Annotated in this window: 20 protein-coding genes and 1 tRNA gene; 15 read left to right on the top strand and 6 right to left on the bottom strand. The window is 62.7% G+C overall.

The annotated features are described in order from the left end of the window. The first annotated feature begins 35 nt into the window (after positions 1–35). The 8 genes from AC5O5R_RS18365 (at position 36) to AC5O5R_RS18330 (ending at position 9488) form a co-directional block, all read left to right on the top strand. Positions 36–111: transfer RNA gene (locus AC5O5R_RS18365), tRNA-His, on the top strand. A 354-nt stretch (positions 112–465) separates the two neighbouring features. Next, positions 466–765, top strand: coding sequence for a DUF6388 family protein (locus tag AC5O5R_RS18360; protein ID WP_172220684.1), 300 nt, complete (start codon positions 466–468; stop codon positions 763–765). A gap of 247 nt (positions 766–1012) precedes the next feature. Beyond that, on the top strand, positions 1013–2326 hold the full coding sequence (tig, locus tag AC5O5R_RS18355) for a trigger factor (protein ID WP_172220687.1): 1314 nt from the start codon (positions 1013–1015) through the stop codon (positions 2324–2326). Between the two features lie 90 nt (positions 2327–2416). Continuing rightward, the gene (clpP, locus tag AC5O5R_RS18350; RefSeq protein WP_027593952.1) at positions 2417–3058 is read left to right on the top strand and encodes an ATP-dependent Clp endopeptidase proteolytic subunit ClpP; all 642 of its coding nucleotides are present in this window, start codon (positions 2417–2419) and stop codon (positions 3056–3058) included. A gap of 108 nt (positions 3059–3166) precedes the next feature. Next, on the top strand, positions 3167–4450 hold the full coding sequence (gene clpX, locus AC5O5R_RS18345; protein WP_172285616.1) for an ATP-dependent Clp protease ATP-binding subunit ClpX: 1284 nt from the start codon (positions 3167–3169) through the stop codon (positions 4448–4450). 163 nt (positions 4451–4613) lie between these two features. Next, entirely contained in the window at positions 4614–7010 is a 2397-nt protein-coding gene (gene lon, locus AC5O5R_RS18340; protein ID WP_172220693.1) for an endopeptidase La, read from the top strand. Positions 7011–7162: 152 nt separating this feature from the next. After that, the gene (locus tag AC5O5R_RS18335) at positions 7163–7435 is read left to right on the top strand and encodes an HU family DNA-binding protein (RefSeq protein ID WP_172220696.1); all 273 of its coding nucleotides are present in this window, start codon (positions 7163–7165) and stop codon (positions 7433–7435) included. Between the two features lie 181 nt (positions 7436–7616). Then, a complete protein-coding gene (locus AC5O5R_RS18330; protein ID WP_494514637.1) occupies positions 7617–9488 on the top strand; it encodes a SurA N-terminal domain-containing protein in 1872 nt (623 codons plus the stop codon). Between the two features lie 72 nt (positions 9489–9560). On the opposite strand, the gene AC5O5R_RS18325 is transcribed toward AC5O5R_RS18330, so the two are convergent. Next, on the bottom strand, positions 9561–10601 hold the full coding sequence (locus AC5O5R_RS18325) for a patatin-like phospholipase family protein (RefSeq protein WP_172220702.1): 1041 nt from the start codon (positions 10599–10601) through the stop codon (positions 9561–9563). Positions 10602–10777: 176 nt separating this feature from the next. Between AC5O5R_RS18325 and AC5O5R_RS18320 the strand changes: the two genes are divergently transcribed. The 3 genes from AC5O5R_RS18320 to AC5O5R_RS18310 all read left to right on the top strand — a co-directional run bounded on the left by AC5O5R_RS18320 (position 10778) and on the right by AC5O5R_RS18310 (position 12725). Beyond that, positions 10778–11056, top strand: a complete 279-nt coding sequence (locus AC5O5R_RS18320; protein ID WP_172220705.1) for a hypothetical protein — start codon at positions 10778–10780, stop codon at positions 11054–11056. 14 nt (positions 11057–11070) lie between these two features. Further along, positions 11071–11850: a CHAD domain-containing protein gene (locus AC5O5R_RS18315; protein ID WP_172220707.1), complete on the top strand. Its 780-nt coding sequence runs from the start codon at positions 11071–11073 to the stop codon at positions 11848–11850. A gap of 77 nt (positions 11851–11927) precedes the next feature. Beyond that, the gene (locus AC5O5R_RS18310; protein ID WP_172220710.1) at positions 11928–12725 is read left to right on the top strand and encodes an acyl-CoA thioesterase; all 798 of its coding nucleotides are present in this window, start codon (positions 11928–11930) and stop codon (positions 12723–12725) included. A gap of 17 nt (positions 12726–12742) precedes the next feature. Here the strand turns inward: AC5O5R_RS18310 and AC5O5R_RS18305 are convergent, their stop codons facing one another. From AC5O5R_RS18305 to AC5O5R_RS18295, 3 genes are all read right to left on the bottom strand, one after another. Next, positions 12743–13111: an Mpo1-like protein gene (locus AC5O5R_RS18305; RefSeq protein WP_172220712.1), complete on the bottom strand. Its 369-nt coding sequence runs from the start codon at positions 13109–13111 to the stop codon at positions 12743–12745. Between the two features lie 75 nt (positions 13112–13186). Next, positions 13187–14665: a methyl-accepting chemotaxis protein gene (locus tag AC5O5R_RS18300; RefSeq protein WP_172220715.1), complete on the bottom strand. Its 1479-nt coding sequence runs from the start codon at positions 14663–14665 to the stop codon at positions 13187–13189. A gap of 265 nt (positions 14666–14930) precedes the next feature. Then, the gene (locus tag AC5O5R_RS18295) at positions 14931–15725 is read right to left on the bottom strand and encodes a TatD family hydrolase (protein ID WP_172220718.1); all 795 of its coding nucleotides are present in this window, start codon (positions 15723–15725) and stop codon (positions 14931–14933) included. Positions 15726–15882: 157 nt separating this feature from the next. Between AC5O5R_RS18295 and AC5O5R_RS18290 the strand changes: the two genes are divergently transcribed. From AC5O5R_RS18290 to greB, 4 genes are all read left to right on the top strand, one after another. Beyond that, positions 15883–17289: an MltF family protein gene (locus AC5O5R_RS18290; RefSeq protein WP_172220735.1), complete on the top strand. Its 1407-nt coding sequence runs from the start codon at positions 15883–15885 to the stop codon at positions 17287–17289. A gap of 113 nt (positions 17290–17402) precedes the next feature. Next, positions 17403–17840 carry a DoxX family protein gene (locus tag AC5O5R_RS18285; RefSeq protein ID WP_172220737.1) on the top strand — a complete coding sequence of 146 codons (438 nt, stop codon included), beginning with the start codon at positions 17403–17405 and terminating at the stop codon, positions 17838–17840. 250 nt (positions 17841–18090) lie between these two features. Then, complete coding sequence (locus AC5O5R_RS18280; protein ID WP_172220740.1) at positions 18091–18399, top strand: hypothetical protein; 309 nt, start codon at positions 18091–18093, stop codon at positions 18397–18399. 11 nt (positions 18400–18410) lie between these two features. Then, positions 18411–18884: a transcription elongation factor GreB gene (gene greB / locus AC5O5R_RS18275; protein WP_172220743.1), complete on the top strand. Its 474-nt coding sequence runs from the start codon at positions 18411–18413 to the stop codon at positions 18882–18884. A gap of 44 nt (positions 18885–18928) precedes the next feature. Here greB and AC5O5R_RS18270 read toward each other — a convergent pair whose 3' ends face one another. Both AC5O5R_RS18270 and AC5O5R_RS18265 read right to left on the bottom strand, forming a co-directional pair. Then, the gene (locus tag AC5O5R_RS18270) at positions 18929–21436 is read right to left on the bottom strand and encodes an ABC transporter permease (protein ID WP_494514636.1); all 2508 of its coding nucleotides are present in this window, start codon (positions 21434–21436) and stop codon (positions 18929–18931) included. Then, on the bottom strand, positions 21436–22119 hold the full coding sequence (locus AC5O5R_RS18265) for an ABC transporter ATP-binding protein (protein WP_172285674.1): 684 nt from the start codon (positions 22117–22119) through the stop codon (positions 21436–21438). Before AC5O5R_RS18265 ends, AC5O5R_RS18270 begins: the two co-directional genes overlap by 1 nt. Positions 22120–22123 lie beyond the last annotated feature (4 nt).

Genomic DNA, 22123 nt, shown 5'->3' with positions numbered 1-22123 from the left:
AAGGTTGTACCGCAACACCGCAGCACTGCAATATGGTGGGCGTAGCTCAGTTGGTAGAGCGCCGGATTGTGATTCCGGTTGTCGTGGGTTCGATTCCCATCGTCCACCCCATATTTTTAGAAGGCGCCTTGGTCGAAAGACCGGGCGCCTTTTTGTTTTGGATTTTGGGTGGTTGAAGTGGGGCTCGGCCCCTGGCGCCCGTCGAGATATCGAGTTGGAATGACAAGGCGGTCGCGCGCAATTGGCACAGGCCGCATTGGCCCGAAACAAATGGAGCAGCCTTGTGCTGCGAAGCGCCGCGCGGGCGGCGCTCGATCTCACAGGTGCTGCCAAACCCAAGCCGATCCCCTGTAAGCCCAAACGCATCATTTCCCCCTTGCAATCCCCTAGTGGCACCCCAATAAAACCTGATAGATTTCAGCCGGTTGAAACACCGGCCCAGTTGCCCGGCAGAGGAACCGCCCAATGATCGCAAAAGAAGCCCGCCAGGCCCTGGCACTGCAGCGTTTTGCCGAAGCCAACCCGCAGCTGCTCGAGGAAATCAGCGGGCTGGATGCGCGTGAGCAGGCCCGGCAGATCGAGTGGGCGTTCGAGGATGCGGCCGATGAGCAGGGCCTGCAGCCCTGGGAGTTGGCGCTGCAACTGATCGCCGAAACCCCGGAACAGCTGCAGGCCATGCGCCTGGAGACCCACCGCGAGGTGGCCGAGGCGCTGGGGATGGAGTGGGAAGAATACTGCCAGTTCAACGAAATCGACCCTCAATAAAGGAGGCGAATTCGGGGTTGGCAGTTGTTTGACAAGGTATTTCGGCGACAGGCCGCCCGGCGCGGCCTGCAGCCCCAATTGAGGCAGGCTCGGCGGCATCCCGTGCGGGCCTTGAAAGTTAATCGACCGGCGTAGTTTCCCGTCGTCCCGAGTGGGGTGACTTCTGCAGCGCGACTCACTAGAATGCTTGCCCTTGATTCTGGAGTCGGGCTAACGCCGGCTAACGTCTGTGCAACGAGGAATATCCATGCAAGTTTCTGTTGAAAACACTTCCGCTCTCGAGCGCCGCATGACCATCGCCGTTCCGGCCGAGCGCGTCGAGAACGAAGTCAACAAGCGTCTGCAGCAGACTGCCCGTCGCGCCAAGGTTGCAGGCTTCCGTCCTGGCAAGGTACCGATGAGCGTGATCCGTCAGCGTTTCGAAGCTGACGCCCGTCAAGAGGCTTTCGGTGACCTGGTCCAGGCTTCCTTCTACGAAGCCATCGTCGAGCAGAAGCTGAACCCGGCAGGTGCCCCGGCCGTTGAGCCGAAGTCCTTCGAAAAGGGCAAGGACCTGGAATTCGTCGCCATCTTCGAAGTGTTCCCGGAGTTCACCGTTGCCGGCCTCGAGTCGATCAACGTCGAGCGCCTGAGCGCTGAAGTGGCTGACGCCGACCTGGACAACATGCTCGAAGTCCTGCGCAAGCAGAACACCCGCTTCGAGGCCGTCGAGCGTGCTGCGCAGATCGACGACCAGGTCAACATCGACTTCGTCGGCAAGGTCGACGGTGAAGTGTTCGCCGGTGGTTCGGCCAAGGGTACCCAGCTGGTGCTGGGTTCCGGCCGCATGATCCCTGGCTTCGAAGATGGCCTGGTTGGCGCCAAGGCTGTCGAAGAGCGCGTTGTCAACGTGACCTTCCCAGAGGACTACCAGAACCTGGACCTGGCGGGCAAAGCTGCCGAGTTCACCATCACCGTCAACAGCGTTTCGGCGCCTGTGCTGCCAGAGCTGAACGAAGAATTCTTCGCCCAGTTCGGCATCAAGGAATCGACCCTGGAAGGTTTCCGCACCGAAGTTCGCAAGAACATGGAGCGTGAGCTGCGCCAGGCGATCAAGACCAAGGTCAAGAACCAGGTCATGGACGGTCTGCTGGCCGCCAACCCGATCGAAGTGCCGAAAGCCCTGCTGGAAAATGAAGTCAACCGTCTGCGCGTGCAGGCTGTTCAGCAGTTCGGCGGCAACATCAAGCCAGAACAGCTGCCAGTCGAGCTGTTCGAAGAGCAAGCCAAGCGCCGTGTGGTGCTGGGCCTGATCGTTGCCGAAGTGGTCAAGCAGTTCGAGCTGAAGCCGGACGACGCCAAGGTTCGCGAGATGATCGAAGAAATGGCCTCGGCTTACCAGGAGCCTGAGCAGGTCATCTCCTGGTACTACAAGAACGACCAGCAGCTGAACGAAGTCCGTTCGGTTGTGCTGGAAGAACAAGTTGTAGATACTGTTCTGCAGAAAGCGACTGTGACCGACAAGTCGGTCTCGTACGAAGAAGCCGTAAAACCAGCCCAGGCACCTGCCGAAGCCGAGTAATACGTTTCTCTCGTAGGAAACTCCACAAGCCAGCCTTCGCGCTGGCTTGTGCGTATTCAAGCCATGACTATTTGGGAGTGAGCGCAGGACATGTCCCGCAATTCTTATATTCAGCAGAGCTCTGACATCCAGGCCGCAGGCGGCCTGGTCCCGATGGTTATCGAGCAGTCCGCCCGTGGCGAACGCGCTTACGACATCTACTCGCGCCTGTTGAAGGAGCGAGTGATCTTCCTGGTTGGCCCGGTCGAAGACTACATGGCCAACCTCGTCGTTGCGCAGATGCTGTTCCTCGAGGCGGAAAACCCGGACAAGGATATCCATCTGTACATCAACTCGCCGGGCGGTTCCGTTACCGCTGGCATGTCGATCTACGACACCATGCAGTTCATCAAACCGGACGTCTCCACCATCTGCATCGGCCAGGCCTGCAGCATGGGCGCCTTCCTGCTGACTGCCGGTGCCAAAGGCAAGCGTCACTGCCTGCCGAACTCGCGCGTGATGATCCACCAGCCGCTGGGCGGCTTCCAGGGTCAGGCCACCGATATCGAGATCCACGCCCAGGAAATCCTCAATATCAAGGCGCGTCTGAACGAGCTGCTGGCCTACCACACCGGCCAGGACCTCGAGACCATCAAGCGCGACACCGAGCGTGACAATTTCATGAGCGCCTCGCGCGCGGCCGAGTACGGCCTGATCGACTCGGTCTACGACAAGCGGCAACTGGCCTCCTGAACCGGGGTGCCAGAGCAGGCAGGCGCCGAAAGCGCCTACCTGCGGACTTGAAAAAGCCCGCAATTGCCTTCATCTTGTGTTGCAAGCCTACCGGATTGGATCGATCGAATGACTGACACCCGTAACGGCGAGGACAGCGGCAAATTGCTCTATTGCTCCTTCTGCGGCAAAAGCCAGCACGAAGTGCGCAAATTGATTGCCGGGCCCTCGGTATTTATCTGCGACGAGTGCGTCGACCTGTGCAATGACATCATCCGTGAGGAGGTGCAGGAAGCCCAGGCCGAGAGCAGCGCGCACAAATTGCCTTCGCCGAAAGAAATCAGCGGCATCCTGGACCAGTATGTAATTGGTCAGGAGCGCGCGAAAAAGGTGCTGGCCGTAGCGGTGTACAACCACTACAAGCGCCTGAACCAGCGTGACAAGAAGGGTGACGAAGTCGAACTGGGCAAGAGCAACATCCTGCTCATCGGGCCGACCGGCTCGGGCAAGACCCTGCTCGCCGAAACCCTGGCACGCCTGTTGAACGTACCGTTCACCATTGCTGACGCCACCACCCTGACCGAAGCCGGTTATGTGGGGGAGGACGTCGAGAACATCATCCAGAAGCTGTTGCAGAAGTGCGACTACGACGTGGAAAAGGCCCAGATGGGCATTGTCTACATCGACGAGATCGACAAGATTTCGCGCAAGTCGGACAACCCGTCCATCACCCGTGACGTTTCGGGCGAGGGCGTGCAGCAGGCGCTGCTGAAGCTGATCGAGGGCACTGTCGCCTCGGTGCCGCCGCAAGGTGGCCGCAAACACCCGCAGCAGGAGTTCTTGCAGGTTGATACCCGCAATATCCTGTTCATTTGCGGTGGTGCGTTCTCGGGCCTGGAAAAGGTCATCCAGAACCGTTCCACCAAAGGTGGCATCGGCTTTGGCGCTGAAGTGCGCAGCAAGGAAGAAGGCAAGAAGGTCGGCGAGTCCCTGCGTGAGGTCGAACCGGACGATCTGGTCAAGTTTGGCCTGATTCCGGAATTCGTCGGCCGTCTGCCGGTACTGGCGACCCTCGATGAGCTGGACGAGGCTGCATTGATGCAGATCCTCACCGAGCCGAAAAACGCCTTGACCAAGCAGTATGCCAAGTTGTTCGAGATGGAAAGCGTCGACCTCGAGTTCCGCAGCGATGCACTCAAGGCCGTTGCCCGCAAGGCCCTGGAGCGCAAGACCGGCGCCCGTGGCCTGCGTTCGATCCTTGAAGGCGTGCTGCTCGACACCATGTACGAGATCCCTTCGAAGAAGGATGTCAGCAAGGTGGTGGTCGACGAGAGCGTCATCGAAGGCACCTCGCAGCCGTTGATGATCTACGAGAACAGCGAGCCACAAGCCAAGGCCGCGCCAGACGCCTGATTCAGGCAATGGCCGGTTTCCGGTTGCAAGCAAGAAGGGGCCTACGGGCCCCTTTCTGCTTTTCCTGCGCTAGCGCTTGTAATTTCCCAGGCGTGCCCCCACATTAGGTCCAAGCATCATTTCCACCGGTTTCCGGCCATAGGGCCGTTGTAGAGGCGAAATCATGAAGACAACCCTCGACTTGCCTCTTTTGCCATTGCGCGATGTCGTTGTTTACCCGCACATGGTTATCCCGCTGTTCGTGGGGCGCGAAAAATCCATCGAAGCCCTCGAGGCAGCGATGACGGGCGAAAAGCAGATTCTTCTGCTGGCCCAGAAGAACCCGGCCGATGACGATCCGGGCGAGGACGCCCTGTATCGCGTCGGTACCATTGCCACCGTGCTGCAGCTGCTGAAGCTGCCGGATGGCACCGTGAAGGTGCTGGTCGAGGGCGAGCAGCGTGGCGCCGTCGAAAATTTCACCGAAGTAGAAGGACACATTCGTGCCGAAGTGTCCCTGATCGACGAAACTGACGCCGCCGAGCGCGAGTCGGAAGTGTTCGTACGCACCTTGCTTTCGCAATTCGAACAGTACGTTCAGCTGGGCAAGAAAGTGCCTGCCGAAGTCCTGTCTTCGCTGAACAGCATCGATGAGCCCGGGCGCCTGGTCGACACCATGGCCGCGCACATGGCCCTGAAGATCGAGCAGAAGCAGGAAATTCTCGAAATCGTCGACCTGTCGACGCGTGTCGAGCACGTGCTGGCGCTGCTGGATGCCGAAATCGACCTGCTGCAGGTTGAAAAGCGCATTCGTGGCCGGGTCAAGAAGCAGATGGAGCGCAGCCAGCGCGAGTACTACCTGAATGAGCAGATGAAGGCCATTCAGAAGGAACTCGGCGATGGCGACGAAGGCCACAACGAAGTCGAAGAGCTGAAAAAGCGCATCGAAACCGCCGGCCTGCCGAAGGATGCCCTGGCCAAAGCCCAGGCGGAGCTGAACAAGCTCAAGCAGATGTCGCCGATGTCGGCCGAAGCCACCGTGGTGCGTTCGTACCTGGACTGGCTGGTGCAGGTGCCGTGGAAGGCGCAGAGCAAGGTACGCCTGGACCTGACCAAGGCCGAGGAAATCCTCGACGCCGACCACTACGGGCTGGAAGAGGTCAAGGAGCGCATTCTCGAGTACCTCGCGGTGCAGAAGCGCGTCAAGAAGATCCGTGGCCCGGTATTGTGCCTGGTCGGCCCACCTGGTGTCGGCAAGACCTCGCTGGCCGAGTCGATCGCTGCCGCCACCAACCGCAAGTTCGTGCGCATGGCCTTGGGCGGTGTGCGTGACGAGGCCGAAATCCGTGGTCACCGCCGCACCTACATTGGTTCGATGCCAGGTCGCCTGATCCAGAAGATGACCAAGGTTGGCGTGCGCAACCCGCTGTTCCTGCTCGACGAAATCGACAAGATGGGCAGCGACATGCGTGGCGACCCGGCCTCGGCGCTGCTCGAAGTGCTCGACCCGGAGCAGAACCACAACTTCAACGATCACTACCTGGAAGTCGACTACGACCTCTCGGACGTGATGTTCCTGTGCACCTCGAACTCGATGAACATCCCGCCGGCGCTGCTCGACCGGATGGAGGTCATCCGCCTGCCGGGGTACACCGAGGACGAGAAGATCAACATCGCGGTCAAGTACCTGGTGCCCAAGCAGGTCAAGGCCAACGGCTTGAAGAAGGAAGAGCTGGAGGTCGACGTATCGGCCATCCGCGACATCATCCGCTACTACACCCGCGAAGCCGGTGTGCGTGGCCTGGAGCGGCAAATCGCCAAGGTCTGCCGCAAGGTGGTCAAGGAACACACCGGGCAGAAGCAGGTCAAGGTCAAGGTCGCCAGCGAGCAGCTTGAACACCTGCTGGGCGTGCGCAAGTTCCGCTACGGCCTGGCCGAGCAGCAGGACCAGATCGGCCAGGTCACCGGCCTGGCGTGGACCCAGGTGGGCGGCGAACTGCTGACCATCGAAGCCGTGGTCATCCCCGGCAAGGGCCAGTTGATCAAGACCGGTTCGCTGGGCGATGTGATGGTGGAGTCGATCACTGCCGCGCAGACGGTGGTGCGCAGCCGCGCACGCAGCCTGGGCATCGCCGCCGACTTCCATGAGAAGCGCGACGTGCATATCCACATGCCCGAAGGCGCCACGCCGAAGGACGGTCCAAGTGCCGGTGTCGGCATGTGCACCGCGCTGGTGTCGGCGCTGACGCAGATTCCGGTACGTGCCGACGTGGCCATGACCGGCGAAATCACCTTGCGTGGCCAAGTCCTGGCCATTGGCGGGTTGAAGGAAAAACTGCTGGCGGCACACCGTGGCGGGATCAAGACGGTGATCATTCCGGAGGAGAATGTTCGCGATCTGAAGGAGATTCCGGAAAATATCAAACAGGATCTGCAGATCAAACCGGTCAAATGGATTGACGAAGTCCTGCAAATTGCGCTGCAATACGCCCCGGAGCCCTTGCCAGATGTGGCTCCGGAGATTGTCGCGAAAGATGAAAAGCGCGACGGCGATGCTAAGGAAAGAATCAGCACGCATTAGTAGTTTTTGGCTGGGGGGCTTTCCTTGACAGTTTTTTCGGGGCCTTGCTATAAAGCGGCACGCTATTGTCTTCAAGCCACCCAGCGCACGTTTCATAAGCTTTTCATTACATACTTAGAAACAAACTCAATAGAGAAATAAGGGGACTTAGAGTGAACAAGTCGGAACTGATTGACGCTATCGCCGCATCTGCTGACATCCCGAAAGCTGTAGCTGGCCGTGCGCTGGACGCAGTAATTGACTCCGTGACCGGTGCCCTGAAAGCAGGCGACGACGTCGTACTGGTTGGCTTCGGTACCTTCTCGGTCAAGGATCGCGCCGAGCGCACTGGCCGTAACCCGCAAACCGGCAAGGCCATCAAGATCGAAGCTGCCAAGGTTCCAGGTTTCAAGGCAGGCAAAGGCCTGAAAGACGCCGTCAACTAAGTCGTCTTTCAGCCGGACCCGGCCTGGCCAGGTCCGAGCACGGTGAAGGCGGGGCGCAAACGTTCCCGCCTGACACGTTTGCTAAGTAAAGGCGCATCCTCGGATGCGCCTTTCTTTTATCAGGTTTCTACCCACGCTCCGCGGTTGTCGACGCAGTGGTACAGCCGTTTCTGGGGGACGCATGCTGCAAAATATCAGGGACAATTCACAAGGTTGGATTGCCAAGACCATCATCGGCCTTATCGTCGTATTGATGGCGTTGACCGGTTTCGAAGCTATTTTCCAGGCCGCCACCCATAGCCAGGACGCCGCCAAGGTGAACGGCCAGACCATCAGCCAGAATGAGCTGAGCCAGGCGGCCGACATGCAGCGCCGCCAGCTTGTACAACAACTGGGCAAGGACTTCGATCCGGCGCTGCTGGATGACAAATTGCTGCGCGAAGAGGCACTCAAGGGGCTGATCAGCCGCAAGTTGCTGCTGCAAGGCGCCGAAGATGCCAAGTTCGCTTTCTCCGAGGCTGCGCTGGATCAGGTGATTCTGCAGACGCCGGAATTCCAGGTGGACGGCAAGTTCAGTGCCGACCGTTTCGACCAGGTCATCCGCCAGATGGGCTATGGCCGCATGCAGTTCCGCGACATGCTCGCTGAAGAAATGCTCATCGGCCAGCTGCGCACCGGCCTGGCTGGCAGCAGCTTTGTCACCGACCAGCAGGTCGATGCCTTTGCCCGCCTGGAAAAGCAGACCCGTGACTTCGCATCGCTGACCTTCAAGGCCGATCCGGCTGCGGTCAAGGTCAGCGACGAAGAGATCAAGGCGCACTACGACCAGCACGCCAAGGAGTTCATGTCGCCTGACCAGGTGGTGATCGACTACATCGAACTGAAGAAGTCGGCGTTCTTCGACCAGGTCAAGGTGACCGACGAGGAACTCAAGGCCCAGTACGAGAAGGAAATCGCCAACCTCGCCGAGCAGCGCCATGCGGCGCACATCCTCATCGAGGTCAACGACAAGGTCACCGACGCCCAGGCCAAAGCCCGCGCCGAAGAGATCGAGCAGCGCCTGGCCAAAGGTGAAGACTTTGCCGCACTGGCCAAGGAGTTCTCCCAGGATCCAGGTTCGGCCAATAGCGGTGGTGACCTCGGCTTCGCCGGCCCGGGGGTCTACGACCCGGCGTTCGAAGATGCCCTGTACACGCTGCAAAATGGCCAGGTATCGGCGCCGGTACGCACCGAGTTCGGCTACCACCTGATCAAGCTGCTGGGCGTGCAGGCGCCGGAAGTGCCAAGCTTCGCCAGCCTCAAGGACAAGCTGACCCGCGATCTGAAAACCCCGCTGGTCGAGCAGCGTTACGTCGACGCCAGCAAGCAGCTGCAGGATGCCGCCTACGAGGCTTCCGACCTGGGCCAGCCGGCTCAGGACCTGAACCTGAAAGTGCACACCTCTGCAGCCTTCGGCCGCGAGGGTGGTGAAGGCATCACTGCCAACCGTTCGGTGGTGCAGGCGGCGTTCTCCGAAGAAGTGCTGGATGAGGCTGCCAACAGCACCGCCATCGAGCTCGACCCGGAGACCACCGTGGTGCTGCGCGTCAAGGAGCACCGCAAGCCTGAGCAACTGCCGCTGGAAGCCGTGGCCAGCAGCATCCGCGAACACCTGGCCAAGGAGAAGGCGACAGCCGAGCTCAAGGCCAAGGCGGACAAGCTGATTGCCGGCCTGCGTGATGGCTCCATCGCACCAGGTAGCGTGCACGAAGGGCAGGGTTGGAAGGCTTATGAAGCCGTCACCCGGGGCGAGGACGGTATCGACCCGGCCGAACTGCAGGCGCTGTTCCGCCTGAACAAGCCGCAAGCCAAGGACAAGCCGGTGTACGGCAGCGTCGTGCTGCGTGACGGTAGCCTGGTGGTGTTGCAGCTCAAGGGTGTCAACGAAGGCGCAACCGCCCCCGACGAAGAGAAGCAGCAGATCCGCCGCTACCTCGCGTCGCGTGCTGGCCAGCAAGACTTTGCGGCCTTCCGCAAACAGCTGGAAGCCAATGCGGACATCACCCGTTACTAAGGTGATCGTTGCATGAAGAAGCAGGCCGCCCAGTGCGGCCTGTTTCGTTTCTGTCGCCAGTGCAGGCTGGCTCTAGCGTTTCACCCCTTCATAACTGTCCAGCGTATCCCGCGCAATCTCCCGCCCCAGGGCAATCAGCTCCGGTGCCTTGTAGAACTCGAAAAACCGGCACACGCGCTTGGGCACGTTGATCAGCACATCCGGTGGATAGCCGGCAATCTTGTACTGCGCAAGCGAGGTCTGCATGACCTCGAAGCTCTGGTTGATCAGGTCCAGCAGTGAGGCGGGCCCGACGTTGTCGATGATGAACGAGCCGGTCGCCGATTTCGGCGCGCCCTCGCGCTCGGGTGCCGCCGCCGGCTGCTGAGTGTCCGGGTCGGTGGCATCGCTCAACCAGGGGCTGGGCGGTGCCAGCCCTTCGGCGACGATTTCCTGTTCGATGCGAATCAGTTCCTCTGCCGGCTTGCGCCGGAACGGCAAGCGCGAACCCAGCGAGCTGAGCAAGGCATCGAAGCGCATCTTGAACGCCGCCGGGCGTTCGATCACCGGCAGCTGATACTGCTTCTGGTTGGTGGCGTTGAGGTTGACCGCGATGATCAGGTCGCAATGGCTGGACACCACCGGCACGATCGGCAACGGGTTGAGGATGCCGCCGTCGACCAGCATGCGGTTGCCTTGCATGACCGGCGTGAACAGGCTGGGAATGGCTGCCGAGGCACGCATGGCCTGGTGCAGGCAGCCTTCCTGGAACCAGATTTCCTGCTGGTTGGTAAGGTCGGTTGCAACCGCCGTGTAGGGAATGCGCAGTTGCTCGATGTTGATCTCGCCGACGATCTTGCGGATCTGCCCGAACACCTTGTCGCCGCGGATGGCGCCAAGGCGAAAACTGACATCGACCAGGCGCAGTACATCCAGATAGTCGAGGCTCTCGATCCAGTTGCGGTAATGCTCCAGTTTGCCCGCGGCATAGATGCCGCCAATCACCGCGCCCATGGAGCAGCCCGCTACGCAGGCAATGTCATAGCCGCGTCGCTCGATTTCTTCGATCACGCCAATGTGTGCATACCCCCGGGCACCGCCCGACCCCAGTACCAGTGCAACGCGTTTACTCATGAACATTCCCCGGCCAGTGCAACCATGGTCCTACAATGCACCTATCGCCACCTGTGCTTCAATGTAGATCGCACTGAGCTACTGTGATAATGCTGGCCAAGTGAAGCAGCCGATCAGGGCACTTTTCAACAGCAGGGGCGTCAAATCGCCAACTTTTTACCTTTGAGGTGTCACCGATGAAAGCTTGGATCTGCCTTCCACTGATTGCCTTGGCCCTTGCTGGCTGTGCGGGCAAGACGGCCTACCGGGACAGTTGCGCAACCCAGCTGGATGCCGCCTGGAAGGAGCTGGACCTGGCCAAGTCCGAAGGCTTTGCCGGTGCCGTGAGTTACTCCAAGGCGTTGTCGCTGTTGACCGGGGCCAAGACCCAGCAGCAGTTCGAAGGTTACGAAAGCTGTACCCGCAAGGCCGAGAAGGCGCGTTTCTACATTCGTGAATCGCGCGCCGGGCGCTGACCAAGGAGCGTCTGATGTCTGCCATGCTCGATCACGTGGTTGCCCAGGTACTGGCCCTGCAAGTCCGTCTGCTGGCCTGCAGGGAGCGCCTGGCCGCCGATACTGACAGCGAGGCCTTGCACGATCTGCGCACCACCCTGCGGCGCCTGCGCAGCCTGCTGCGGCCATTGCGCGGGTTGCCCGGGGTGGAGCAGTTGGAGGAAGCCGCCAGTTCGCTGGGTACCCTGACCACGCCGTTGCGTGACCGCGAGGTGCTCGCGGCCGAGCTACTGGGGCGTGGTTACACCGGAGCCGGACAGCGACGCCTGGAAGGGCGTGGCAGGACCTTTGCCAGTGTTGCTGCCAGCCCCCAACTTACCAAGGTGCTGGCAATCGTCGACGCGTTTCCGCTGTTCCTGCGTGCGGCGGGCCGCGAGGGCTTGGTCAAGTCACTCGACAAGCGTATCGACAAACGCCTGGTCAAGCAGTGGCGCAAATTGCACCACGCCTTGCAGGACCCGGCCCACGATCGCCACCGCTTGCGGTTGTTGATCAAGCGCGCGCGTTATGGTGATGAGGCCTACCCGCAGCTCGACCATGCCGGCAATAAGCTGCAGCGATTACTGAAAAAGGCTCAGGGTGACCTGGGTGACTGGCATGACCGCCTGCAATGGTTGCTGCAAGTGCGCGACCATGCCGACCTGGCGCCGTGCAAAGTGGCCTGGGAGCGAGAACTGCACGAAGCCGAGCGTCAGTCGGATGTGACGCTGGATGCCCTGCAGCAGGCACTGGCGCGGCGCCAGCCCGACAAATGACCGATATGCGGGCTGATCGCCAGGCGTTTGCTGGCTAGGATGGGCAGACCTTTTTCGCTGCAGGCAGGAGCCGGCCTATGAACTTCAATCAACTGCTCGACGCCGTGCGCGCCAACCCCGAGTCGGTCAGCGTTCCACCCAGCTGGGCTCAGGGCCGGGCGGCCTTTGGCGGGCTGATGGCGGCCATGGTCTATGAAGCCATGCGCCTGAAACTCTCCGACAGCCGCCCTGTGCGCTCGCTGGCCATCAGTTTCGTGGCGCCGGCTGCGGCCGATGTGCCAATCCGTTTCGAGGTGGAGGTGCTGCGTGAAGGCAAGGCGGTCAGTACCTTGCTGGGCCGCGCCGTTCAGGAAGGCCAGGTGGTGACCCTGGTACAGGGTAACTTCGGGGCAGGGCGGCCTTCCACGGTTGAGGTACCGGCGCTGCCGGCCATGGACATGAAAGCCCTCGACGAGGCGGCCCCCGAACTGCCCTATATCAAAGGCGTAACCCCGGAGTTCATGCGGCATGTGGCGTTACGCTGGGCGGTGGGCGGGTTACCATTCAGTGGCAATCAGTCGCGCAAGATGGGCGGCTGGGTGCGCTTGCGCGACGTAGCCGAGGAACAGGTCACGGAGGCCCACCTGCTGGCGCTGGTCGATGCCTGGCCGCCGAGCCTGATGCCATTTCTGAAGCAGCCTGCGGCGGGCAGCACACTGACCTGGACCATCGAGTTCATCCAGCCCACGCCGACGCTGTCCACACTGGACTGGTGCCGTTATTGCGTAGAAACGGAGCATGCGCGAGACGGCTATGGACATGCTGCAGCAGCCCTGTGGACGGCCGAGGGCGAGTTGCTGGCCTTGAGCCGGCAGACTGTGACCGTATTTGCCTGAGCCCGCTACTGCTGCAGTCAATCGCGGTGCTTGTGCCGCTCCCGCCAGGCTTTCCACCAGCTCCCGCTCAGCACGAAGCGCGGAAAGGTGATGAACTGCTCGGTCAGCAGCCGCTTCACGGCGTCCTGGCGATTGGCGAACGGCTCGGGCTGCTCGGCCTCCAGGCGATGACCGTGGCGCTGCAGGCCCAGGCCGGCGATCAGGGCGATGATGCCAACGGCCAGTTGGCCCAGATCGAGGCCGAACAGACCGGACAGCACCAGCAACGCACCCAGGATGAACAGTGGCACGGCAATCAGGTGCAATACCAGGTTGGCCGGGTGACGGTGATTATGGTGGTAGCCGCGCCATTGCCAGGCGCGCAGGTTGGGCAGGCGTTTGCTCATGGGCATATCCTCTCGGTCATGCCCAAAGCTTAGTGCTGCCGCCGGCCTGGGGCCAATCAAGCCGGCCTATCGCGACTATAGCTTGAGCTGGCCAATGACTTTGTTCAGCTGTCCCGCCAAGGTCGCCAGTTCGCTGCTGGTGTTTGCCGAGCCCACCGTCTGCTGCACGGTCTGCTCGGTCACGTCGCGAATACTCACCACGGCGCGGTTCATTTCCTCGGCCACCTGGCTTTGTTGCTCGGCGGCCACGGCAATCTGGGTATTGCTTTCGCGCATCTGGGCCACCGCGCCGGTGATTTCAGCCAGCGCTGCACCGGCTTCCTGGGCCTGCCTGACGCAGTCGTCAGCCTTGTACGAGCTTTCCTGCATGAATTCCACCGCATCGCGGGTGCCCGACTGCAAGGCCGAGACCATTGTGGTGATCTCGTCGGTGGAGGTTTGCACGCGCCTGGCCAGGTTACGCACCTCATCGGCCACCACTGCAAAGCCGCGGCCCAGGTCACCGGCGCGCGCCGCTTCGATGGCGGCGTTGAGCGCCAACAGGTTGGTCTGTTCGGCGATGCTGTGGATCACGCTGACCACGCTGTTGATCTTCTGGCTGTCTTCGGCCAGCTGGCGAATCATTTCGGCGGTTTGCTGCACGCCGCTGGACAGCCCGGAAATCGAATCCTGCACCCGGCTGACGACCTCCTGGCCACTGCCTGCCAGGGTGTCAGCGGTTTGCGACAGGTCGCGGGTGGCGCCGGCGTGCTGGGCAATGTGGTGCACCGTCGCGGACATTTCGTTGATGGCTGTGGCGGCCTGGTCAGTCTCGCTCTGCTGGCCGAGCATGCCGTGGCGCACGTCGCTCATGCTGGCAGCCAGGCGTGCGGCGCCCGAGTCCAGTTGTGCTGCGGTGTGGGCGACGGTACTGACCACGCGGTGATAGGTGGCCTGCATGGCGTTGAACGCCCCGGCCATCTGGCCGACCTCGTCGCCACAGGCCAGGGGTACCCGGGCAGCCAGGTCACCGGTTTTTTCCACGTGCAGCATCACGTCCTTGAGGGTGTTGAGCTGGCTGAGCAGGAAGCGGATCAGCAGCTGCGAGGCGCCAAGCATGGCCAGCATCAGGATCAGCACGCACACCGCGTAGTTGCTGAAGCGCTTGAGGAAGACCTGGCGCAGGCTTGGCGACTGGGCCAGCACGGCGATTTGCTGATCACCGTTGCGTAGCACCTGCGCGCCGCGCAGCGGATTGTCGCCAAGGATCCAGGGGCCAGGCAGTTCGACCCAACCCTGGCCGTTACGCAGGGCGTCGAGGGCATTGCCGGCGAAGGTCGGCGTTTGCCCGGCGGACCATCGGATGACGTTGGCCGGCTGCGGCAGTGCTTGCCCAGCTGGCCAGGCCGCCAGCAGCTGGGCTTGTGCCGCCGCCTGTGCCTGGGCGGCTTCGGCGCGGGCGCGTTGCTCAAGGTGCACGGCGTAGAGCACCAGCAGCAAGGTCGTGACAAAGGCCACCGCGTTGACGGCCCAGAACTTGTACTTCAGGGAAACATTGCTAAGCCAGGCACCCATGGGCAGGTCTTCTCTGAGTTGAGCGGAAACAATATTGGCAAGGTGCCATCATTGTGCCTGTCCAATTCAGAGGCTTTGTTGATATGCATCAAAAGCTTGTAGGAACAACTGTCTTGCGCAAAATTTAAAAAGCGTGCGTGATCCCTGTGGGAGCGGGTTTACCCGCGAATGCGGTGGCGGCGGCAGCGGTGAACGGCCAGGAGAAACTGACCGCCGGGTCTGGCCCATTCGCGGGTGAACCCGCGTATGCAGGGCGGCTCAGATTTCAGATCTGGAAGAACGCCCGCGCAGTGGCAGTGGTATGCGCCGCCGTGTGCTCGATCGACTCACCCCGGTGCAAGGCCACCTCGCGCAACACCTCGGGCAGGAACGCCGGTTCATTGCGCCCGCTCTTCGGCTTGGGCCGCAGGCTACGCGGCAGCAGATAAGGCGCATCGCTCTCCAGCATCAGCCGCCCCTCGGCAATGTTGCCTACCAGCGGGTGCAGGTGGGTACCGCGGCGTTCGTCGCAGATCCAGCCGGTAATGCCGATATGCAGGTCCATGTCCAGGTAGGCAAACAGCGCGTCGCGCTCACCGGTAAAGCAATGCACCACTGCGCCGGTCAGGTGATCACGGTACGCCTTGAGGATCGCCAGCAAGCGCTCGCTGGCGTCGCGTTCATGCAGGAACACCGGCAGGCGCAGTTCGGCCGCCAGGGCCAGCTGTGCTTCCAGAGCTTTTTCCTGCAGTGGGCGAGGGGAGAAGTCGCGGTTGAAATCCAGGCCGCATTCACCCACGGCGCGCACACGGGGTTCGTTCAACAGTTGCCGTAACCGGCCCTCACTGCCGGCATCCCAGGCCTTGGCATCGTGCGGGTGTACCCCCGCCGTGGCGAACAGGTGCGCGCCGCACGGATCCAGTTGCTGGCACAGTTCCAGCGCCTGTTCGCTGACGTCCAGGCTGGTGCCCGTAAGCACCATTTGCGTTACCCCGGCTTCGAGCGCGCGCTCGACGATAGCCGCCTGTTGGTCGCGGAAACTGCTGTTGGTCAGGTTGACGCCGATATCGATCAGTTGCATGGTGCTACCTCGTGCCGCGGGGCGGCCAGCATAGCAAACATCTCGTTTTTCTGAAAAAACCAAGAACTTCATGCTGTTGCCGTGGTCTTTTACTGTCATTTATCACTTGGCGGTGCAAACCATGGATGCTGCCCACCGACCACGGACACGTTCTCCCATGCTGCGATGCTGGCTCATCTTGCTGCTCACGCTCGGGCTGGCCCTGACCGGTCCGGCCTATGCGCGCTTGCCAGGGCCGCAGCAGAACATTCCGCCTGCCAAGGTCCTTGACCTGCAACAGATCCGCACCAGCAAGGTGCTGCGGGTGCTGGTCAATCAGAGCCGCAACAGCTCGGGCGAGGTCAAGGGCGAGCCGGTGGGTGTCGAGTACTATCGCCTGCGCGCACTGGAACATTACCTGAACGCCCGCGCCGAGGATGGCCAGCATATCCAGCTGAAACTCATTCCGCGGGCCAAGGAGCAGTTGCTGGGCGCCTTGCAACGGGGCGAGGGTGACCTGGCTGCGCCAGGCGAGCTGCTCGACCCCAGCGTGGTGCGCGGCGTCAGCAGCACTGCGCCGATACTCGACCAGGTGCCGTTGATGCTGGTGGGGCGTAAAGGTGAACGTAGCTTCAGCAAGGTTGAACAGCTGTCCGGGCGTACCGTGGCCCTGACCAGCGCCAGCGCCGCCGGCCCGCTGATCCAGCAGGTCAACCAGCAGCTGGCGCTGCGCAAGCGTGCGCCGATCAAGGTGGAGTGGGTGGACTCGACGCTGGCAGTAGAGGATGTGCTGGAGATGGTGCAGGCCGGCATCTATCACCTGACTGTGGTCGAGCAGCCGATCGCCCGGCGCTGGGCGCGGGTCATGCCGCGCCTGCGCCTGGACAGCCGCGTGCACCTTGGGGCGCCGCAGGCCATGCGCTGGTATGTGGGAAAAGATGCGCCGCAATTGCTCGCCAGCGTTGATCGCTTCCTCAAGGGCTATCGTGCGCCGGACAATCAGGACGCTGCATTCGAGCGCATCTACCGCCGCCAGTATCGGGTGCACAACCCTTTGGCCAGCAAGGACCGCCAGCGCTTGGCATCGGTGCGTGCGGTGCTGCAGAAGCATGGCGCGGCGCAGCAGATCGACTGGCTCAACCTGGCTGCGCTGGCCTTCAAGGAGTCGACGCTCAACCCTGCTGCGCGCGGCAGTGGTGGGGCCCATGGCCTGATGCAGATCACCCCGTCTGCAGCCCAGCGCGTGGGCGTGAGCAACACCGCCACGGTAGATGGCAATGTCCAGGCCAGCGCCCGCTACCTGGCCCTGATCCGGCGCAAGTTCTTTGCCAGCCCCAGGATCAACGAGCGTGAGCGCATGGCCTTTGTGCTGGCGGCCTACAACCTTGGCCCTGAGCGCGTTCAGGCCATGCGCGCCGAAGCGCGGCGGCGCGGCCTCAACGGTAACCAGTGGTTCTTCCAGACCGAGCGCGTTGCCATGGAGCAGGTGGGCATGGGACCGGTCAATTTCGTCAACAGCGTCAACAAGTACTTCTTGGCGTTCAATCGCGAGCGCGCCGTGCTGGAGCGCGTAGCGAGGCGCTGACAAATCGATTTATTCGATTCTTATGTTAGATATTTCGCGATTTTCATATCTGACTAATCGATTATCATGACGTCCATTCCAACACAGACTCTCCGTTTCAAGGACGCTTTGACATGAACAACGCTACCCTCAACGCCCTTTTCTCTACCCGTGCTGGCGCTGGCCTCAGTTTTATCCGCATCCTGGTTGGCCTGATCTTCATGGCGCATGGTGCACAAAAGCTGTTCGGCCTGTTCGGGGGCTACGGCCTGGAAGGCACCGGCCAGTGGATGGAAAGCATTGGCCTGGCCCCGGGCTACCTGATGGCGCTGCTGTCTGGCAGTGCCGAATTCTTCGGCGGCGTGGCTCTGGTGATCGGTTTGCTGGCGCGCCCGGCGGCCCTGGCCCTGAGTGCCACCCTGGTGGTGGCGATTTTCTCCGTGCACATCGGCAATGGCCTGTTCATGTCCAACAATGGCTATGAATTCGCCCTGGCCCTGCTGGCCGGCACCGTCGCGGTCATGATCGAAGGGGCAGGGCGCTTCTCGCTGGACCGCCTGATCGCCCGTTGATGAGCTGCAAGTCATAGCTGCAAGCCCCAAGCGAGAGCTGGCCGCGTGTTGCCCGCTCTTGCTTTGTGCTTGCAGCTTGTAGCTTGCAACTTGCAGCTCCTCGCTCTAGCATACCGCCTGCGCCGATTTAAACAGCTACTTGCGGGGCGCAGGATGGCCCTCCCAAGGTCTCCGAAATACCGCTAAAGCGCTGGTTCGGTGACGCCTCCCACCGCTGCCCAGCGGGATTCGCGAGGCGGAGAGAAGCACCATGAGTTGCCCACGTACCAGTGTCTGTTTGAGCCCTTTGCCTGCCAGCCAGGCGTCCCGCACACCGCGCATCCTGCTCGGCGGCCAGCATCAGCCCACCCTTTTGCGTCACCTCGAAGGTCTGTCCCGGCGCAAGGGCCAGGCGCGTGCATTCCTGATCCAGTTCGCCGATGCCTGCTGCCACCTTGCGCAGTACGGCAATGACCGTTTTGACCTGGCGGTGATCCAGGCCCCGGCGCCGGAGGTGGCCGCCGATGTCATCGGTCATCTGACCCGCATTGCGCGCCAAGGCCTGATCACCCGCCCCTGAGGAGCGCGCCGTTGAGCACCAATATCATCACCACCGCAGGCCATGAGGCGCTGAAGAAAGAGCTGGACCACCTGTGGCGGGTGTATCGCCCGGAAATCACCCAGAAGGTCGCCTGGGCGGCGTCGCTGGGTGATCGCAGCGAGAACGCCGACTACCAGTACAACAAGAAGCTGCTGCGCGAAATCGACCGCCGGGTACGTTACTTGCGCAAGCGTCTCGAGGACGTGAAGGTGGTTGCCTATTCGCCGCAGCAGGAGGGCAAGGTGTTTTTCGGTGCCTGGGTAGAGATCGAGAACGACGAGGGCGATACCAAGAAGTTTCGCATCGTCGGCTATGACGAGATTCACGGGCGCAACGACTACATCTCGATCGACTCGCCCATGGCCCGTGCCTTGCTGAAGAAGGCGGAGGGCGATGAGGTGGTGGTGCAGACGCCTACCGGTGAAGCAACCTGGTATGTGAGCGGCGTCAGTTACGATCAGTGAATTGATGCCGCCTGTGACGGCCTGTTCGCCGGCACAGGCAGCCCTCAACTTTCCCGCAACACCGCCAGCGGGCTGGCATTCAGCGCCCGTCGCGTGCCCAGCACCCCCGCACCACCCACCAGCAGCGCTCCTGCCAATGGCAGTACCAGCAACCACGGATGTGGGCTCCATTGCAGGTCGAAGGCATAGCGGTACAGCACCAGGGTAATCAGCTCACAGCCCACGGCAGCCAACAGCCCGCTGGCCGCGCCCAGCAAACCGAACTCGATACGCCTGGCCTTGACCAGCAATGGCCGTGCCGCCCCCAGCGCGCGCAACAGTGCGCCCTGGCGAATGCGTTCGTCCAGCGTTGCCTGGAGGCCGGCGAACAGCACCGCCAGCCCGGCCGCCAGCACGAACAGCAATACGTATTCGACGGCCAACGTCACCTGGGCGAGGATGCTGCGCAACTGATCGAGCAGCGCATCCACTTGCAGAATGGTCACCGCCGGGAACGCCCGCGACAGCGCCACCACGTCCACGTCATGCCCCGGCGCCAGGTAGAAGCTGGTCAGGTAGGTGGTCGGCAGCCCCTGCAGCGTGCCGGGCTGGAAGATCATGTAAAAGTTCGGCTGGAAGCTGTCCCAGTGCACGCTGCGCAGACTGCTGACCCGTGCCTGGCGTTGCTGGCCGCCGATGTCGAAAGTCAGCACGTCACCCAGCTGGACTTCAAGGCTGCGGGCCAGCTCCGCCTCTACCGACACACCGGGAGTCTCCTCGCCTGATGGCAGCGCCTGCCACCAGTTGCCGGCGGTGAGGGCGTTGCCAGCCGGCAGCTCGGCGGCCCAGGTCAGGCTGAGGTCGCGCTGCACCGCGCGCTCGCCCGCCGAATCCTTGCTGACCAGCTGTTGCACCGGTTGATCGTTGATTTGCACCAGGCGGCCGGGGGTTACCGGGTACAAGGGGGCGGAGGCGGCGTTGACCTGGTGCAGGCGCTGGGCAAACGGCTCGCGGTCATCCGGCAGAATGTTCAGGGCGAAGTGGTTGGGCGCATCCTTGGGTAGTTGCGCTTGCCAGGTGTCCAGCAGTTCGGCGCGCAGCAGGGCGACCAGTGCCATGGCCAGCAGGATCAGCCCGAAGGCGAGGGCCTGGCCGGCGGCGGCCGTAGGGTGGCGTAGCAGTTGGCCCAGCCCCAGGCGCCAGGCCAGTGGGGCGCCGGCCAACAGCTGGCGCAGGCTGCGCAAGCCGAGCAGCAGCAGCCCGCCGAGCAGCAGCGCGGCGACCAGGCCCCCCCCCAGCAGGGCGAAGGTGAGCAGCAGATCAAGGCTCAGGCGCCACATGATCAGGCCCAGGGCAAACAGGGCGGCGCCATACACCACCCAGCTGCTGGGCGGAATTGGCAGCAGGTCGCGGCGCAGCACCCGCAGCGGTGGTACTTGCCCCAGTGCGGCAATGGGCGGCAAGGCGAAGCCGGCCAGGGCCACCAGCCCGGTACCGATACCGGCCAGGGCGGGGACGATGCCGCCAGCGGGTATCTCGCTGGGCAGCAGGCCGTGCAACAGGCGGAACAGGCCCAGCTGGGCCAGCCAGCCGAGCAGGGCGCCGGCCAGCGCTGCGACCAGCCCGAGCATGGCCAGTTGAAGGCAGTACAGGCCCAGCGCCTGGCGACGCGAGAGGCCCAGGCAGCGCAGCAGAGCGCTGGCGTCCAGGCGGCGTGCAGCATAACGGCTGGCCGACAAGGCCACGGCGACCCCGGCCAGCAGCACGGCCACCAGGCTGGCCATGTTCAGGTAGCGTTCGGCTTTGCCCAAGGCTCCGCCAATCTGCTGGTTGCCATCGCGGGTGTCACGCAGGCGCTGGTTGGCGGCGAGGTCTTTTTCCACGGCCTGGCGGTACCTGGCCAGCGCCTCGGTATCGCCGCGCCACAGGTCACGGTAGGTAACCCGGCTGCCCGGCTGGATAACGCCGGTGGCCTCCAGGTCAGCCAGGTTCATCATCACCCGTGGGGTAAGGCTGTAGAAATTGTTGGCACGGTCCGGTTCGTAGGTCAGCACGCGGCTCATGCGCAGGGTCTTCAGGCCCACGTCGATGCTGTCACCTACCGACAGCCCCAGTGCCGCCAGCAGGCGCGGTTCGACCCATGCCTCGCCCGGTGCCGGGCCGCCGCCTGGGGTTTCCTTGGCGTAGGGTGCCGGCGCGCTGCGCACTTGCCCGCGCAATGGGTAGGCGCCATCCGCCGCCTTGACGCTGGACAGCTGGATGCCATTGTCACCGCCCACAACGCTGGTGAACTCGACCACCTGGGCGTGGCGCAAGCCAAGCGCCTTGCCGGCATCAAGCTGCTGTTCGCGAGCTGCAGCGCTGCCCTGCAGCACCAGGTCGGCGCCGAGGAACTCGCTGGCGCGCAGCTGCATGGCGCCATTGAGGCGGGCGCCGAAATAGCCGATCGCGGTGCTGGCCGCCACCGCGACCAGCAAGGCGAAGAACAGCACGCGCACTTCGCTGGCGCGAATGTCGCGCAGCAACTGGCGCAGCGCCAGGCCGCACAGGCGGGACAGTGGCATGTGCTTCATCAGGCCACCACCGGCGCCACAAGGCGGCCTGCGTCCAGGCGAATCTGGCGCCGGCAGCGCCGGGCCAGGCGTTCATCGTGGGTGACCAGTACCAGGGTGGTGCCGCGCTCCTTGTTCAGCTCGAACAGCAAATCGCTGATGCGCTCACCGGTGTGGCTGTCGAGGTTGCCGGTGGGTTCGTCGGCGAACAGTACCGCTGGCTGCGCGGCGAAGGCGCGGGCGATGGCCACCCGCTGCTGTTCGCCCCCCGACAGCTGGCGCGGCGTGTGGCTCAGGCGCTGGCCCAGGCCGACGCGTTCGAGCAGGGTGCGGGCGTGTTCGCGGGCGTCGCGGCGGCCGTCCAGCTCCAGTGGCAGCATGACGTTTTCAAGTGCATTGAGGCTGTCGAGCAGCTGGAACGACTGGAACACGAAGCCGACATGTTCGGCGCGTACGCGGGCGCGCTGGTCTTCATCCAGCGGCCCCAGTTCGTGGCCGGCCAGGATGACCTTGCCGGCGCTGGGCTGGTCGAGGCCGGCGAGCAGGCCAAGCAGGGTCGACTTGCCTGAGCCCGACGCACCGACGATGGCCAGGCTGTCGCCCTGGGCCAGGTCGAGCGAGAGCGCATGAAGGATGGTCAGGTCACCTTCCGCGCTGGGGACCACTTTGCTAAGGTGCTGCGCAACGAGAATGCTGGGGCCCATGGAG

Source organism: Pseudomonas sp. 8_5_2, assembly GCF_059295255.1.
Note: the sequence above shows the minus strand (reverse complement) of the source record. Positions and strands in the feature narration are given on the sequence as shown.